This window comes from Mycobacterium sp., from assembly GCF_039583805.1.
Taxonomy (GTDB): domain Bacteria; phylum Actinomycetota; class Actinomycetes; order Mycobacteriales; family Mycobacteriaceae; genus Mycobacterium.
On sequence record NZ_JAVKSH010000005.1, the window covers coordinates 22,846 to 38,681 of the forward strand.

Genomic DNA, 15,836 nt, shown 5'->3' on the forward strand with positions numbered 1-15,836 from the left:
GTGAGCACGATCTTCGATATCCGCAACCTGCGGCTGCCGGGAAGGTCGCGTCCCGCGGTGATCATCGGATCACTCGTGGTGGTGCTGGCACTCGCCGCGGCCTTCGTCGGCCGTGAGCTCTACCAAAAGTTGGTCAACAACACCGTGGTTGCGTATTTCCCAGAGGCGAACGCCCTCTATACCGGTGACGAGGTCCAGATCATGGGCGTCAACGTGGGGGCGGTCGACAAGGTCGAGCCGTCCGGCGACAAGATGAAGGTGACCTTCCACTACGCCAACAGATACAAGGTGCCGGCCGACGCCTCGGCGGTGATCGTCAATCCCAACCTGGTGGCGTCACGCAGCATCCAGTTGGAGCCGCCGTACAGGGGCGGTCCGGTGCTGCTCGACAACGCGGTGATCCCGATCGACCGTACCCAGGTGCCGACGGAGTGGGACGCACTGCGCGACAGTTTAAGCAACGTCATCGACAAACTCGGCCCAACCCCCCAGCATCCCAAGGGGCCGTTCGGGGATGCCATCGAAACCTTCGCCGACGGGTTGGCCGGCAAGGGCAAACAGATCAACACCACCTTCAACAACCTGTCACAGGCGCTGACCACCCTGAACGAGGGCCGCGGCGACCTCTTCGCGGTGGCGCGCAGCCTGGCGCTTTTCGTCGATGCGCTGCATGCCGACGGCCAGCAGTTCGTCGCGTTGAACCAGAACCTGGCGCAGGTTACCGGTAGGTTGACCCACTCCGACCGCGACGTCGCTCATGCGATCCAGCAGCTCGACAGTCTGCTGCCCACCCTGCGCACGTTTTTGGCCAAGAACCGCGACGTGCTCGCACATGACTTCGACAACCTTGCCGACGTGACCACGGCACTGGTCCAGCCCGAGCCCTTGAACGGGTTGGAGACCTATCTGCACGTCTTTCCGACGGCGTTGGGGAACGCAAATAATTTTTATCACCCGGTGAATGGCGCCATCGTGAGCGACACCATCACCTTTGAAGGGGCCCTGTTCGCCAACCCGCTGCTCTGGGTTTGCGGGCCCATTCAGGCCGGCAGCCGGCTTGGCTATCAAGATTCCGCCGAACTGTGTGCGCAATATTTGACGCCGATCCTCGATGCGATCAAGTTCAACTACCCGCCGTTCACCTTGAACCTGTTCAGCACGGCCCAGGTGCTGCCCAAGGAGGTCGGCTACTCCGAGCCGCGGCTGCAGCCGCCGGACGGGTACAAGGACAGCACCGTCCCGGGGATCTGGGTGCCGGACACGCCGACCTCGCACCGCAACACCCAGCACGGCTGGATCACCGCACCGGGGATGCAAGGGGTCCAGGTGGACCCCATCACGGAGGGTCTGCTGACGCCGGAATCGCTGGCCGAACTCATGGGCGGCCCCGATATCGAGCCCGTCCAATCGCAGTACCAAACCCCGCCGGGGTCCCCGAACGATTACAACGAGGAGCCGGGCCCGTTGCCGTATGTCGGCCAGCGGCCAGGTCAGGCGCCGATACCGCCGCCGCCGCCCGGGCCAGACGTGATCCCGGGTCCGGTGCCGCCGACGCCGGCTCCGGTCGCCGGGCCGCCGCCGCCCGGGCCGCCGCTGCCCGCTGAGGCGGCCGCTTCGACAGGTCCGGGCCAGTGAGGCGCCCGATGAGCGCGGTACGCGCGACGAGCAAGCCGAACCGACGGACCAAGAGCGCCGCACGGGTGATCGCCGGGCTCCGCCGCCGCACGTGGCAGGGGTTGGCCCTGCTGGTGGCCGCACTGGTGCTGAGCTCCTGTGGGTGGCGAGGTATCGCCAATGTGCAGGTTCCGTTCGCTCCGGGCACCGGTGCCAACTCCTACACCGTCTACGTGCAGATGCCGAACACGCTCGCGCTCAACAACAACAGCAGGGTGCTGGTAGCCGACGTCTGGGTCGGCTCGGTGCGCGCGATCACCCTGAAGAACTGGGTCGCGACGCTGACACTGGGCCTGGACAAGAGCGTCAAGCTGCCGAAAAACGCCACCGCCAAGATCGGGCAGACCAGCTTGTTGGGCTCTCGGCATGTGGAACTGGCGGCGCCGCAGGATCCGTCGGTGCAGCCGTTGAAGGACGGCGACACCATCCCGCTGAAGAACTCCTCGACGTATCCCAGTATCGAGCAGACGCTGGCCAGCCTGTCGCTGATTCTGCGCGGCGGCGGCGTCCCGAACCTGGAAGCGCTGACGAACGAGGTCTACAACGTCGTGAACGGGCGGGCCCCGCAGATCCGCGCCCTGCTCGGCAAGCTGGACATCTTCACCGACCAGCTCAACCAGCAGCGCCACGACATCAACCGCGCGATCGATGCCAGCAACCGCCTGTTGAGCTACGCGGGCAGGCGGGCGGATGTCCTGGATCGGTTGCTCACCGATGTTCCGCCGGTGATTCAGCATTTCGCGGACAAGCAGCAATTGCTGATCGATGCGACCGACGCGGTGGGCCGGCTCAGCGCGGTCACCGACCAATACCTGGGTCCTGCGCGAAGCAGTTTTCACCAGGACCTGCAGTCGCTGCAGTGCCCGCTGAGGGAACTTGGCCGGGCTGCGCCCTATGTGCCCACCGTGCTGAAGTTCATCTTCACCCTCGTCCCAACCGATGTCATCGACAAGGCGCTTCGCGGCGACTACATCAACGTCTCGCTTACGGGCGACATCACCTACTCCGCCATCGACAACGCGTTACTCAGCGGGACCGGGTTGTCGGGGGTGCTGCGCGCGCAAGAGCAGGCGTTCGGCCGTGATCCTGAGCAGATGATTCCGGACGTCCGGTACACGCCGAACCCCAACGACGCGCCCGGCGGGCCGCTGGTCGAAAGGGCGGACCGAAATTGCTGACCAATTTCGTCAAACGCCAGCTGGTCATATTCGGCATCATCACGGTGGTCGCCCTGGTCATGCTGGGCGGGTACTACCTGCGGATTCCTAGTCTGGTGGGCATCGGTCAGTACGAGCTCAGGGCCGACTTGCCGGCGTCGGGCGGGCTGTATGCCACCGCCAACGTCACCTACCGCGGCAGAACCATCGGGAGGGTCACCGCCGTCGAACCGACCGAACACGGCGCCCAGGCCACGATGAGCATTGATAGCCGCTACAAAATCCCGGTCGACACCACCGCGAATGTGCATTCGGTTTCCGCGGTGGGTGAGCAATACCTCGACCTGGTGTCCCCCGGAAACCCTGGCAAGTTCCTCTCGCCCGGGCAGACCATCACCAAGGGCACGGTGCCCGCCGAGATCGGGCCGGCGCTGGACGCCGTCAACCGAGGGTTGGCCGTGCTGCCCAAGGAGAAGATCAGCCAGCTGCTGGACGAAACAGCCGAAGCGGTCGGCGGGCTGGGTCCTGCACTGCAGCGGCTGGTCGATGCGACCCAGGCGATCGCCGGGGACGCCATCACCTACGCCCAGGATTTCAAAGACATCATCGTCAACTCGGGACCGGTCCTGGACAGCCAGGCCAACTCGGGTGGCGCGATCGAGCGGTGGGCCCGCAACCTGAACACCCTGGCCGCGCAGACTGCCGAAAAAGATCAGGACGTCAAGAGCGTGCTGCGCCAGGCGGCGCCGACGGCCGACCAGATCACCGCGGTGTTCGGGGATGTGCGCGAGACGCTGCCGCAGACGCTGGCCAACACCGCGATCGTGACCGACATGCTCAAGCGCTACAACAAGAACGTCGAGCAAGTGCTGGTGCTGCTGCCGCAGCTTGGGACGATCCTGCAGACGGTAACCTCGGAGTGGCCCGACAGGGCCGCGCTGGACATCCCGGGGGGGTTTGTCAACCCGCCGCCGCCCTGCCTGACGGGCTTCCTCCCGGCATCGCAGTGGCGCGCGCCCGCTGACACCAGTCCGGCCGAGTTGCCGGACGTCTACTGCAAGATCCCGCAGGAGGCGCAAAATGACGTGCGCGGAGTACGCAACATCCCCTGCGTGGATGTCCCGGGCAAACGTGCGCCCACGCCACGAGACTGCCGCAGCGACAAGCCCTATGTGCCGCTCGGCACCAACCCTTGGTACGGCGACCCCAACCAGATCCGCAACTGCCCGGCGCCGGGTGCTCGCTGCGATCAGCCGGTGAACCCTGGACAGGTCATTCAGGCGCCGTCGGTCGACACCGGCATGGTCCCGCTGCAGGCCGACAAGTTGCCTGGAACGCCACCTCCGGTCAGCGACCCGCTGCAGCGGCCGGGATCGGGTACCGTCGAGTGCAACGGGCAGCAGCCTAACCCGTGTATCTACACTCCGAATGGCCCGCCTGCCATCGGGACCTACAGTCCGCAAAGCGCCGAGGTGGTGGGCCCGGACGGGGCCAGGTTCTCCGTCGAGAACTCGAGCAACGTAGGAGACGACGGATGGAAGGAGATGCTGGCGCCAGCCAGCTGAACCCACCCGGCCAGGCCGGCACCACGACAACCGCTGAGGCTCTTGCGAAAACGAGTGCCGAGGATGTGGCCGAGGCAGCAGTCGACCCACACGCGCAGCCGGATGCCGACGGCGCAGGCTCGGCGGCAGTCGATGAGCCAGCGGACCTCGGGGCGGATTCCCCAGACGGCGAGCCGGTGCCGGTGGCTGGGGAGCAAGTAGCGAAACGAGGACCGTCCCGGCTTGGCCGTCTCGGGGTGATGGGCGTCTGCGCGGTGCTTGTGCTGCTGGCCGCCGGCGTGGCGGCGAGCGGCTATTTCGCGCTGCGTTCGCACCACGAAAGCCAGGCCATCGCCCGTGACGACGCCGCGGCCATCGCAGCCGCCAAGGAGTGCGTCGCGGCAACACAGGCGCCCGACGCCACCGCCGTGGCCGAAGCTCAGCGGAAGATCATCGAATGCTCGACCGGTGATTTCGGTGCGCAAGCCGCCTTGTACAGCGGCATGCTGGCGCAGGCTTACCAGGTTGCCAATGTCCACGTTCAGGTGTCCGACATGCGCGCGGCGGTGGAACGCAACAACAAAGACGGTTCCGTCGACCTGCTGGTGGCGCTCCGCGTCAAGGTCGACAACGTCGAGGCGCAAGGCCAGGAGTACGGATACCGGTTGCGGGTGAAGATGGCTCGCGAGGACGGCCAGTACAAGATCGCCAAACTGGACCAGGTGGGCAAGTGACGGCGGTGGTCGCCGACCCGGAGATCTCGTCGGGCCCGGAAGCTTCTCGGGAAGCCGACGAGATGGCGGCGAACACGCTGGCACCGTGGTGGGCTCGTGCGGTGGCGTTGATCGTTGACGTGTTGCCCGGGTCCGCAGTGCTGGCGACGATGGCGTTGGCCGCCTTGGCGGTGCCGCTGGGGGGTGCGTGGTGGTGGCCGTGTGTAGTGGTCGGCGCAGTGGCGTTCATGCTGACCGCCGCCAGCCGCTCGCTGTTGCCGGCCGTCACCGGGTGGAGCTTCGGCCGCGCCGCCGTGGGCATCGCGGTGGTGCCGCGCGGGGACACCCCAACGAGGTCCGTCGGCCCGTGGCGGCTGCTGGTGCGCGACCTGGCGCACTTCGTCGATACGGTGTCGTTGTTCGTAGGTTGGCTGTGGCCGCTGTGGGATCAACGTCGGCGTACTTTTGCCGACATGCTGGCGCGCACGGAGGTTCGGCGGGCGAAGCTGCAGCGCGTGCCGCGAAACATAGCGGCGCTGGCTGCGGTAATTTTCCTGACCTCGGCGCTGCTGTGCATCATGGGCGCCGCGGTGAGCTATCAGGTGGTCTACCAACATGACAGGGCGACCGACCAGGCCCGCGCGCAGATCGCGGTGCAGGGACCCAAGATCGTCACACAGATGCTGAGCTACAACCCGAAGTCCTTGCGGGACGATTTCGCGCACGCCCAATCGCTGACGACCGACAACTACCGCGAACAGCTGGTCCCCCAACAGCAGGCGGTGCAGAAGGCGAAACCGGTCCCCAACGAATACTGGGTGGCCAACAGCGCGGTGCTGTCGGCGGCGCCGCATCGCGCCACGATGCTGCTTTTCCTGCAGGGCCAACGCGGCGATCCGGGTAAGGAACGGCCGATCAGCGCGACGGTGCGGGTGACGTTCGCGAAGTCGGCCGCCCAATGGCGCGTCGACGATCTCACAGTGGTGACCAAGCCGGTGCCCGTCGAGGACGGAAAATGAGCCCGCGCCGCAAGATTCAACCGGGCGAAGCACCGCCGTTCGTGGCGCGGGCGGTTGCGCCGTCGCGACTGCGACGACTGGCGCGGCTGCCGCTGATGTTCGGCGTCGCCGGGCTGGTCATCGCCGAGGCGATCACGGTGTGCGCCCTGGTGCTGGTTTCGCACGAGTCGCAGCGACGGGCAGCGGTGAGGGACGTTGCGGTGCTCGCCGACGTCCGTTCCTTCATGACACAGTTCACGTCGCTGGATCCCTTCCACGCCAACGACTACGTGGACCGGGTGTTGGCGCATGCCACCGGTGAGTTCGCCAAGCAGTACCAACAGAAGGCGAACCTGGCTGCGCTTGCGGTGGCGAAGGGGGAGCCGACAACCGGCACGGTTCTCGACGCCGGAGTCGAGCGATGGAACGACGACGGCAGCGCCAACGTGCTGGTGGCCGCCGAGGTCAATGGCAAGTCGCCGGACGGCAAGAAGACCGTCGATGTCGCATCCCGCTGGCTGGTAACGGCCCAAAAGGAAGGAAACCAGTGGAAGATCAGCAGCCTTGTCCAGGTGATCTGACCGACGAGGCTTCCGACGAGGCTTCCGACGAGGTGGGGACACTTCCCCGCGAACGCGACGATGCGGCAACCGAATCCGCCGATGCCACCGTCGATGACGCGGAGGCCGACCGCCCTGGGGACGCCTCCGCTGAGGACGACGACGCCGGCACAGCCGACCAGGCGGCCGCGCAGGACTCAGCTGCAGATGATGACACCGTCGCCCCGGGCAAACGACGGACCGGCCGGTGGCTTGCCGTATCGGCCGGCGTGTCGGCTGCGCTGCTTGTCGGCTCGGCGGCGTTCGCGGGTGCCGCCGCGCAGCCGTATCTGGCTGATCGCGCACTGGTGGCGACCAAGCTGGCGGTCGTGCGGACCGCGGTCAACGCGATCACCACGCTGTGGAACTACACCCCGGAAAGTATGGACACGCTGGCTGATCGTGCATCCGTCTATCTCAGTGGTGACCTGGAAGCCGACTACCGCAAGTTCGTCGACGCGATCGCGGCGGCCAACAAGCAGGCGAAGGTGACCGACAGCACCGAGATCACCGGCGCGGCGGTGGAATCACTGAATGGTTCAGAGGCCACCGTCATCGTGTACACCAACACCACGGCCACCAGTGCTGCGGCGAAGTCGATTCCGTCGCTGAAGTACCTGTCCTACCGATTGTTCATGAGGCGTGACCACGCGCGCTGGCTGCTGACCAGGATGTCGACCATCACCTCGTTCGATTTGACGCCCAAGCTGTAGGCCAACCCGGCTGTGCCCCGCTACGTACCCGACGGGAATGACTTCAGCCGGGGATGACTTCTGCCGGGGATGACTTCCGCCGGGGCCTGGGCAGTGGCGCCCCACCATGGTGACCTCGAGCAGAGCCGGTTGGGTCTGTTCGCGGGTGTACGCCTCCCGGTCCTCGGATCCCGCCACCGTCACACTCGTCTCGCCCCGCCGGTGGTTTGCAGGGGAATCTCCTGGCGGTCAGGCGGCGGTTACAGGGCGACGTTGACCGACTTGGTCTCCAGGTACAGATCGAGGGCATCCACCCCGAGTTCCCGGCCCCAGCCGGACTGCTTGTAGCCACCGAACGGCATCGCCGTGTCGAAGCCGTTGTATTGATTGACCCACACCGACCCGGCCTTCAACTGCCGTGCGACACGGTGTGCCTTGGAGATGTCACGGGTCCAGATGCCGGCAGCCAGACCGTAGGTGGAATCATTGGCGGCCCGGACGGCCGCAGCGATGCCGTCGTCGGCGTTGAATGGCAGCGCGACCACGACCGGGCCGAAGATCTCTTCGCGAACGATGCTGAACTCCGGTCGCGCGTCGACGAATACGGTTGGCTCGACGAAGAATCCGGTGTCGCCGTGACGCTTTCCCCCGGTCAGGGCGCGAGCACCGTCGGCCAGCCCGTGCCGAAGGTACCCGGTGACCCGGTCGAACTGCTCTTGCGACACCAGCGGGCCCAGTTCGGTGCTGGGATCAAGCCCGGGGCCTATCTTCACCTTTGACGCGGCTTCCGCCACAGCGTCGGTGAAGTCGGCGAAGATTTGATCCTCGACGAACAGGCGTGTGCCCGCGACACAGCACTGACCGTAGTTGAACAGCCAGGCGTTGAGTGAGCCGGCGACGGCGGAGTCGAACTCGGCTTCGGCGAAGACTATGTTGGGGCTCTTGCCGCCGAGCTCGAGCGACACCCGCTTGAGGTTGCCGCGCGCGGCGTCGACGACCAGTTTGCCGACCTCGGTGGACCCGGTGAACGCGATCTTGTCGACGCCGTCGTGGGCTGCCAGCGCGGCGCCCGCGTCACCGAATCCGGTGACGATGTTCACCACGCCCGGCGGGAAACCGGCCTCATCGAAGATCTCACCCAGCAGCAGCGCAGACAGCGGCGTCTGTTCGGCCGGCTTGAGGATCACGGTGTTGCCGGCGGCCAGTGCGGGCGCAAGCTTGAAGGCCGCCAACAGCAGCGGGAAGTTCCACGGCACGATCAACCCGCACACCCCGACCGGCTCCCGCAGCGTGTAGGCGTGGAACTGGGCGCCCGGTGCGAACGGCATGGACACGTTGAGGGTTGCGCCTGCGATCTTGGTGGCCCAGCCCGCGTAATAGCGGAACAGATCCGCCGACCAGCCCGCGTCCACCGCGGTCGCAATGCCCACCGGCTTGCCGTTGTCCAGCGCCTCCAGCTCGCCGAATTCCGTCGCTCGCTCGGAGATGATGTCGCCGACCCGCCACAACAACCGCTCCCGCTCATTGGGTTTCATCGGTTGCCACGGGCCGTTGTCGAAGGCGTCGCGGGCCGCGGCGACGGCGCGGTCGATGTCGGCGGCCTCCCCTTTGGCGACCTCGGCCAGGGTGGTGCCGGTGGCCGGATCCACGGTGTCGAATGTGCGCCCCGACACCGCATCCACCCACTGTCCACCGATGAGGAGTTGCTTGCGGCGATCCAGGAAAGACCGGACCTCGGCGTGGACCGGAAAATCAGACACCGTCGTCATCGAAACCTCCGGGACATGGTGGGCTCCTGCTCATGGATCAGTCAGACCGGGGTGGCGAGCAACTCGCCGAGGTGCTGGTCGATCTGGGGCAGGAAGGTGGGCGAGACGCCGAACAAGCCAAGGTGGCCCATGACTTCGTTGACGACGCGCAGTTCACTGTCCTTGATGATTTCCTGTTCGGGTCGGCAGTCGCGGACCGGGAAGAGCTGGTCCTCGTCGATGGGCATGACGAAGGTCTTTGCGGTGATCCGACCGAGCGCGGCGGCCAGGTCACCGCCGGTGTGGCGGGCCACGTCGCCGCGCTGCCAGGCCCATGACTGGGAGAGCAGGGCGTTGGGGTCCATCGCCGTGAAGTACGGTTCCAAGAACCCGGTCAGGAACGCCTCTTTGCTGTCGAATTCCAGCGCCCGCCACAACTCTTGCTTCCAAAACTCGGTCGAGAAGCCGACCACGGCCCAGATGTGGGATTGCCGGATGAGGCCGTCGGCGACGTCGTTATTGGAGGTGTACTCGCCCGCGGCCCAGCCCGGGTCGGACTGAATCGCCTCGCGTAGGGTCTCGGCGAGCAGGAAGTCACCCGGGGTGTTCTGCGCGGTGCCGGCGATGGGTGCGGCGCGCAGCACCTTGTCGCCGAAGCGCACCGCCCACTCGTAGGTCTGCTGGGCGCCCATCGATCCGCCGACGACTAGGGCGAGCTGGTCGATGCCGAAGTGCTCGCGCAGCAATCGCTCCTGGGCGACCACGTTGTCGCCGATTCGCACATGCGGGAACTTCGACATGGCGATATCAGCGTTGGCCCCGTCGGCGTTGTGCGGCGAGGTGGACAGGCCCGAGCCGATCTGGTTGACGCAGACGATGAAGTACCGCTGCGGGTTGAGCGCATGATCGGGGCCGATGTAGACGTCACGCCAGATCTGGTGCGTACCGGAGTACCACGTGGGGATCAGGACGGCGTTGTCCTTCGCGGCGTTCAGCTCGCCGAAGGTGGCCACCGCGAGCTCGCACTCCGGGATCGTTCCGCCTTCCTCCAGGTCGAGCCGGCCCACGCTGATCAGGTCGTAGTCGCCGTGAAACGCATGGCTGTAGTACTGATTCTCGATCATGCGTCTGCCTCCTCCAGGGTGGTGTCGAAGGTGAAGCCTTCGTCCTCGTCGTCGGCGATCTCACGGCGCCCGCAACGCTGCCGCGTCGCGCATGTCGCGCCCATGACGTGCGCGGCAGTGGTCAGCGTGATCCTCGATTGCGGCGATCCCGAGGCCGCACACCAGCGGCCAGCCCATGACAAGACCATGGCAGGTCACCGGCTGGCGGCGCTTGAAAATTTGGGCGGAACGCTGGAATGGATGTGCGCAGCCAACGCGCACATGGGATCACCATCAGCCAGTGTGTCAGCACCACACCCGGTCATCACCGGGCCGGCGCATGACGGCGCGGCGCCCGGTTTGCGCGGACCGCACGATCATCCAACGCATTCGGCCGGGGCGTTCAAGAGCGACTCGTACCACCTGGGCCACGATCGTGGCACCTTAGCTGCGCCGGCGTCTCCGGGAGCGCCCCGTCTCCGGAGTCCCGAGCTGGCCGGGCCAAAGTTCACCGATAAGCAGGAGTGACGCACATGGCAACCGGAGATCAGGTGTCGACGGCACCCGGACAGACCGACGTCGACGCGGTTGTCGTGGGAACGGGGTTCTCCGGGCTCTACATGCTGCGGCGGCTCCGAGACCTCGGACTGTCGGCCCGGGCGTTCGAGGCCGCGACCGACGTGGGCGGGACGTGGTACTGGAACCGGTATCCCGGAGCGCGATGCGACTCGGACAGCACGGTGTACTGCTTCTCGGATCGGTTCGACGAACAGATGCTGGACGAGTGGACGTGGAGCGAGCGCTACCCGACGCAGCCGGAAATCCTGCGTTACCTGCAGTGGACGGCCGACCGGCTGGACTTGCGCCGCCACATCACGTTCTCGACACGCGTGAGCGCAGCGCATTTCGACGAGACGATTAGTCGGTGGTCGGTGACCACCGACACCGGCGAGACGGTGTCGGCGCGCTACTTCGTTCCAGCGGTCGGACCGTTGAGCAAGCCGAACATCCCGGACATCAAGGGCCTCGAGAACTTCCGTGGGCAGTGGTTCCACACCGCGCGTATGCCGCAGAAGGACCTCGACTACGCCGGCAAGCGCGTTGCGGTGATCGGAAACGGGGCGACGGGGGTGCAGGTCGTTCCAGAGCTTGCCCGCCGGGGGGCGCACGTCTACGCGTTCACGCGGAACCCCTATCACTGCTTGCCGGGGCGCAACACCGAGTTCGACCCGGACGACTGGGAGGAGATTCGCACGCACCACAAGGAGATCTGGGATCGGGCCCGGAACAACTTCACTGGGTTCCCGTACGCCGACTTCATGGGGATGTCCGAGGACTTCTCCGACAGCGAGCGGCGGCAGATCTTTGAGGAGATGTGGCGCAAGGGCGGTTTTCCGTGGGCGTTTGCGACGTTCGCCGACGTGATCTCCAGCAAGTCCGCCAATGACCTGTACATGGATTTCCTGCGCGGAAAGATCAGTTCCCTGGTTCGTGACCCGGGGCTGGCCGAGGAATTGACGCCGACCTCGCCGATCGGGAGCAAGCGGCCACCGATCGAGCACGGCTACTACCTGTCGTTCAACCGGGACAACGTCAGCCTGGTCAACATGAAGCGGACCCCGATTGAAGAGATCACTGCCACCGGTGTGCGCACGTCGGACGGCATGGAGTACGAGGTCGACATCATCCTGTTCGCGACCGGCTTCGACGCCTACACCGGCGCCATGCTCGATATGGACATCCGCGGCAAGGGGGGTCGCCGACTTGCCGACAAGTGGGTCGACGGGCCGACGAACTACCTCGGCCTGACCGTCGAGGGATTCCCCAACATGTTCATGATCTACTGCGGTCCCTACAACCCGGCGATCCTCACCAACGGTCCGACGTTGATCGAACAGCAGGGCGAATGGATCATCGACTGTCTGGCGCACCTGCGCGACAACGGGTTCGAATCTATCGAGCCGCGCAAGGAGGCCGAGGCCGGGTTTGTGCAACTGCACACCGACACGGCCAACGCCACGTTCATCCCCGGAACGGCATCGTGGTGGACGGGCACCAACATCGAGGGCAAGCCCCACGTCGTGCTGTCCTGGTGCGGTGGATTCCCGGAGTACCGCCGCATCTGCACCGAGGCGGCGCAGGACTACGCAGGCTTCGAATTGACGCCTGCGGCGGGCCGATGAGCACCTGCCGGGCATCAGCAACGAGTTACCTGGAGGCGGAACCATGCCGTTGGACGCGCAAGTGAAAGCCTGGCTCGACGGGCTCGCTGATTCCGGACTGCCGCCGCTGAACGAGATGCCTGTCGGCGACGCCCGCGCCGCCTACAGCGCGGTGGTGACCGATTGCGGGCTCACGCCCGAACCGGTCGCCGACGCCACCGACCGCACGATTACCGGGCCGGCGGGGCCGATCCCGATTCGCATCTACACACCGAAGGGTAGTGGGGCGTTTCCTATCCTGGTTTACTACCACGGCGGTGGGTGGGTGATCGGCGGTCTCGACGTCGTCCACTCCACCTGCACTGTGCTCGCGAACCGCGCGCACGCCGTGGTGGTTTCAGTGGACTACCGGCTCGCTCCCGAGCATCCGTTCCCTGCGGCCGTCGAGGATGCCCACGCCGCACTGAAGTGGGCCGCAGCCAACGCCGCGCTGCTCAACGGTGATGTCGAGCGGCTGGCGGTGGCGGGCGACAGTTCCGGCGGCAACCTCGCCGCGGTGGTTGCACTGCTGGCGCGCGACGAGGGCGGCCCGGCTCTGATGCACCAGCTGCTGCTGTATCCGGCGACCGATTTTCTGCGCGACACCGCCTCGTCCCGCGACAACGGCGTGGGATTCTTCCTCACCACCGACCTGCTGAAGTGGTTCCACGAGCACTATCTGGGTGTAGACGGAGATCCCGCGGACTGGCGCGCGTCACCGCTGCGGGCGACGGATCTGTCCGGCCTGCCCCCGGCGTGGGTCGTCACCGCCGAATTCGACCCGTTGCGCGACGAGGGCGAGGCGTATGCCGACCGCCTGCGTGAGGCGGGGGTCGGCGCCGCCGTCCGCCGCTACGACGGGCAGATCCACGCCTTCGCCAGCAATCTCGCTGGCGTGATGGACCAGGGACGTGCTGCCCTGGAGGAAGCGGGTGTGCAGCTCAGGACCGTCTTTCGCGGTGGCTGGCAGCCACGGCTCTGGCTGTGAACAACCGAAATCACGGCCCGGCCTGTCGTCTCGTCCCCAGTGAAAAGAAAACTGAATGCGCGCTGAAACCTGTTGCGTCCGGCAGGGCGCGCGAGTGAGGGCTCGTCGAGGAGACCCCATCACTGAGCCGCCGCCGCCGACGTCGCTGCGGTTCGAAGAAGCCCACGTCACCCGTAACATCGGGCTACAATCATGGCGAACTGTGTGAGTTGCGTCACGTCGACATTTCGGTGTGATCGGTCGCGGCCCGTCGACAAAGACGAGGAGGATCGCGATGACTACCGATCTGCTGGTGCCGGACCAGCTCCCCACCTGGGTGCCCGGACGGCTCACCGTCCGCAGTCCGGACACCTGGCAGGGCCTGGCGGTACGCGGCTACCGGTACCGCGCCTCGGACGTAGAAGTGCCCCCGCTACGGGACTTCGTCGTCGTCGCCTACCGTCGGGGCGCGACCGCGGTGCGCCGCTGCGTGGACGGCGGATGGATCAACGAAACGGTGCACCCCGGTGATGTCTCGCTGCTCACCCGGGCAGCCGCGTCGCATTGGGTCTGGCCCAGCGACATCGACGTCGTGCACGTCTATCTGACCCGCGACGAACTGGCCACCACGTGCCGGGAAATGTACGAACGCGATGTCACCGACATCGAACTGGCCGACGAGGTCAAGGCCGATGATCCCGCTATCTACCGCACCGCAATGGCGATCGCCAACGAGGCCGTCCAGGGCGAGGCGGGCAGCAGGCTGCTGGTCGAGTCGCTGTCCTGTCAGCTCTGCGTCTACATCCTGCGCCGGCACGCCGAAGTGTTGTTCCGCGAGCCCACCGGCGAGTCCGGACTCACGTTCGCCGACCAGCGCACCGTACGCGACTACATACAAGCCCACCTCGACGAAGCAATCAGCATCGACGACCTCGCCGCGTCGGTTGCGCTCAGCCGCTTCCACTTTGCCCGCTGCTTTCGCCGGTCCACCGGCACCAGCCCGCACGAATTCGTCCTGCGACAGCGGATCGACCGCGCCAAGACGATGCTCACCCGGACCAGCATCGCGTTGGCAGACATCGCGGTCAACTGTGGCTTCGCCGACCAAAGCCACATGACCCGCGTCTTCAAGCAACACGTGGGTGTCACCCCCGGGCGCTGGCGAGCCGGCGCATAGGTGCCGCGTCCCTTCGGGGCGGGTCGCGAAGACCGCACGTTCGTCCAACGAATGCAGCGTGGGCGTTCAAGCGCGACGGACACCACCCGCGACACCATCGTCTCGCCCCAGCTACGCGGACGCGACGGAGAGCAGCGATGAAAACCAAGGCGGCGGTTCTGCACGCTGCGCACAATCCATTTGAAATCATGGAGCTGGACCTGGACGGTCCCCGCGACGGCGAGGTGCTGGTCAAATACACCGCGGCCGGGTTGTGTCACACGGATCTGCACCTCATCGACGGCGAACTGCCGGTGCGGTACCCGATCGTCGGGGGTCACGAGGGGTCCGGGATCATCGAGGACGTCGGTCCGGGCGTCACCAAGGTCAAGCCCGGCGATCACGTGGTGTGCAGCTTCATCCCGAACTGCGGCACCTGCCGGTATTGCTCGACCGGGCGGCAGAGCTTGTGCGACATGGGGGCCACCATCCTGGACGGCAACATGCCCGACGGGAGCTTCCGGTTCCACTCCGGCGGCACCGACTACGGTGCGATCTGCTTGCTCGGCACGTTCTCCGAGCGCGCCACGGTCTCGCAGCACTCGGTGGTCAAAGTGGACGACTGGCTGCCGCTGGAGACGGCGGTGCTGGTCGGCTGCGGCGTTCCGACCGGGTGGGCAAGCGCTAACTACGCGGGCGGCGTGCGTGCCGGCGACACGACGGTCATCTACGGTGTCGGCGGCGTCGGCATCAACGCGGTGCAGGGCGCCGCGCACGCCGGGGCGAAGTATGTCATCGTGGTGGATCCGGTGGCGTTCAAGCGGGACACCGCCATGAAATTCGGTGCCACTCACGCTTTCGCGACCGCCGAAGAGGCCGCCGCGAAGATCTCGGAACTAACCTGGGGCCAGATGGCCGACCAGGCGCTGGTCACCGTCGGTGTCGTCGACGAGGACGTGGTTACTGCGGCGTTCGACGCGATCGGCAAGGGCGGAACAGTGGTCATCGTCGGATTGGCCGATCTTGAGAAGCCGACGGTGCAGGTCTCCGGCGGCATGCTCGTGCTGTTCGAAAAAACGATCAAGGGCACCCTGTTCGGTTCGGCGAACCCGCAGCACGACATCGTCAAGCTGCTGCGGCTCTACGACGCCGGACAGCTCAAGCTCGACGAGTTGGTGACCGCCCGCTACCGGTTGGAGGACATCAACCAGGGATATCAGGATCTGCGCGACGGCAAGAACATTCGCGGTGTCGTGATCCACGGGACGTGAGATAAGCTCTCGC

The 15,836-nt window shown here is 66.2% G+C and carries 14 protein-coding genes; 11 read left to right on the plus strand and 3 right to left on the minus strand.

The window, feature by feature from the left end; genetic code table 11:
* The 7 genes from ABDW21_RS01160 to ABDW21_RS01190 all read left to right on the plus strand — a co-directional run bounded on the left by ABDW21_RS01160 (position 1) and on the right by ABDW21_RS01190 (position 7,398).
* Positions 1-1,635: a virulence factor Mce family protein gene (locus ABDW21_RS01160; RefSeq protein WP_343709961.1), complete on the plus strand. Its 1,635-nt coding sequence runs from the start codon at positions 1-3 to the stop codon at positions 1,633-1,635.
* A gap of 8 nt (positions 1,636-1,643) precedes the next feature.
* On the plus strand, positions 1,644-2,852 hold the full coding sequence (locus ABDW21_RS01165; protein ID WP_343709962.1) for a virulence factor Mce family protein: 1,209 nt from the start codon (positions 1,644-1,646) through the stop codon (positions 2,850-2,852).
* On the plus strand, positions 2,846-4,396 hold the full coding sequence (locus ABDW21_RS01170; protein WP_343709963.1) for an MCE family protein: 1,551 nt from the start codon (positions 2,846-2,848) through the stop codon (positions 4,394-4,396). The genes ABDW21_RS01165 and ABDW21_RS01170 overlap by 7 nt, the downstream gene beginning before the upstream one ends.
* Complete coding sequence (locus ABDW21_RS01175) at positions 4,366-5,109, plus strand: hypothetical protein (protein ID WP_343709964.1); 744 nt, start codon at positions 4,366-4,368, stop codon at positions 5,107-5,109. The genes ABDW21_RS01170 and ABDW21_RS01175 overlap by 31 nt, the downstream gene beginning before the upstream one ends.
* A 62-nt stretch (positions 5,110-5,171) precedes the next feature.
* Complete coding sequence (locus ABDW21_RS01180) at positions 5,172-6,107, plus strand: RDD family protein (protein WP_343709970.1); 936 nt, start codon at positions 5,172-5,174, stop codon at positions 6,105-6,107.
* On the plus strand, positions 6,104-6,667 hold the full coding sequence (locus ABDW21_RS01185) for a mammalian cell entry protein (RefSeq protein WP_343600743.1): 564 nt from the start codon (positions 6,104-6,106) through the stop codon (positions 6,665-6,667). Before ABDW21_RS01180 ends, ABDW21_RS01185 begins: the two co-directional genes overlap by 4 nt.
* On the plus strand, positions 6,634-7,398 hold the full coding sequence (locus tag ABDW21_RS01190) for a mammalian cell entry protein (protein WP_343709965.1): 765 nt from the start codon (positions 6,634-6,636) through the stop codon (positions 7,396-7,398). Before ABDW21_RS01185 ends, ABDW21_RS01190 begins: the two co-directional genes overlap by 34 nt.
* 239 nt (positions 7,399-7,637) lie before the next feature.
* Here ABDW21_RS01190 and ABDW21_RS01195 read toward each other — a convergent pair whose 3' ends face one another.
* The 3 genes from ABDW21_RS01195 to ABDW21_RS01205 are packed head-to-tail and all read right to left on the minus strand — an operon-like array spanning position 7,638 to position 10,437.
* Positions 7,638-9,146 carry an aldehyde dehydrogenase family protein gene (locus tag ABDW21_RS01195; protein WP_343709966.1) on the minus strand — a complete coding sequence of 503 codons (1,509 nt, stop codon included), beginning with the start codon at positions 9,144-9,146 and terminating at the stop codon, positions 7,638-7,640.
* 41 nt (positions 9,147-9,187) lie between these two features.
* Positions 9,188-10,249 (minus strand): alpha/beta fold hydrolase, encoded by a 1,062-nt coding sequence (locus ABDW21_RS01200; protein ID WP_343600740.1) that lies wholly within the window; start codon positions 10,247-10,249, stop codon positions 9,188-9,190.
* A complete protein-coding gene (locus tag ABDW21_RS01205) occupies positions 10,246-10,437 on the minus strand; it encodes a hypothetical protein (RefSeq protein ID WP_343600739.1) in 192 nt (63 codons plus the stop codon). The genes ABDW21_RS01200 and ABDW21_RS01205 overlap by 4 nt, the downstream gene beginning before the upstream one ends.
* 324 nt (positions 10,438-10,761) lie before the next feature.
* Between ABDW21_RS01205 and ABDW21_RS01210 the strand changes: the two genes are divergently transcribed.
* The 4 genes from ABDW21_RS01210 (at position 10,762) to ABDW21_RS01225 (ending at position 15,823) form a co-directional block, all read left to right on the plus strand.
* Positions 10,762-12,411: an NAD(P)/FAD-dependent oxidoreductase gene (locus ABDW21_RS01210; protein ID WP_343600738.1), complete on the plus strand. Its 1,650-nt coding sequence runs from the start codon at positions 10,762-10,764 to the stop codon at positions 12,409-12,411.
* A gap of 43 nt (positions 12,412-12,454) precedes the next feature.
* The gene (locus ABDW21_RS01215; RefSeq protein WP_343600737.1) at positions 12,455-13,417 is read left to right on the plus strand and encodes an alpha/beta hydrolase; all 963 of its coding nucleotides are present in this window, start codon (positions 12,455-12,457) and stop codon (positions 13,415-13,417) included.
* A 274-nt stretch (positions 13,418-13,691) separates the two neighbouring features.
* Entirely contained in the window at positions 13,692-14,573 is an 882-nt protein-coding gene (locus tag ABDW21_RS01220) for an AraC family transcriptional regulator (protein ID WP_343600736.1), read from the plus strand.
* Between the two features lie 137 nt (positions 14,574-14,710).
* Positions 14,711-15,823 (plus strand): NDMA-dependent alcohol dehydrogenase, encoded by a 1,113-nt coding sequence (locus ABDW21_RS01225; RefSeq protein WP_343600735.1) that lies wholly within the window; start codon positions 14,711-14,713, stop codon positions 15,821-15,823.
* Positions 15,824-15,836 lie beyond the last annotated feature (13 nt).

What these genes read in the sequence shown, in the direction of transcription:
- ABDW21_RS01185 (WP_343600743.1), top strand. Translation starts at nt 6,104, where the DNA reads ATGAGCCCGCGCCGCAAGATTCAACCGGGCGAAGCACCGCCGTTCGTG.
- ABDW21_RS01210 (WP_343600738.1), top strand. Translation starts at nt 10,762, where the DNA reads ATGGCAACCGGAGATCAGGTGTCGACGGCACCCGGACAGACCGACGTC.
- ABDW21_RS01215 (WP_343600737.1), top strand. Translation starts at nt 12,455, where the DNA reads ATGCCGTTGGACGCGCAAGTGAAAGCCTGGCTCGACGGGCTCGCTGAT.
- ABDW21_RS01195 (WP_343709966.1), bottom strand. Translation starts at nt 9,146, where the DNA reads ATGACGACGGTGTCTGATTTTCCGGTCCACGCCGAGGTCCGGTCTTTC.
- ABDW21_RS01165 (WP_343709962.1), top strand. Translation starts at nt 1,644, where the DNA reads ATGAGCGCGGTACGCGCGACGAGCAAGCCGAACCGACGGACCAAGAGC.
- ABDW21_RS01205 (WP_343600739.1), bottom strand. Translation starts at nt 10,437, where the DNA reads ATGGTCTTGTCATGGGCTGGCCGCTGGTGTGCGGCCTCGGGATCGCCG.
- ABDW21_RS01220 (WP_343600736.1), top strand. Translation starts at nt 13,692, where the DNA reads ATGACTACCGATCTGCTGGTGCCGGACCAGCTCCCCACCTGGGTGCCC.
- ABDW21_RS01225 (WP_343600735.1), top strand. Translation starts at nt 14,711, where the DNA reads ATGAAAACCAAGGCGGCGGTTCTGCACGCTGCGCACAATCCATTTGAA.
- ABDW21_RS01200 (WP_343600740.1), bottom strand. Translation starts at nt 10,249, where the DNA reads ATGATCGAGAATCAGTACTACAGCCATGCGTTTCACGGCGACTACGAC.
- ABDW21_RS01180 (WP_343709970.1), top strand. Translation starts at nt 5,172, where the DNA reads ATGGCGGCGAACACGCTGGCACCGTGGTGGGCTCGTGCGGTGGCGTTG.
- ABDW21_RS01175 (WP_343709964.1), top strand. Translation starts at nt 4,366, where the DNA reads ATGGAAGGAGATGCTGGCGCCAGCCAGCTGAACCCACCCGGCCAGGCC.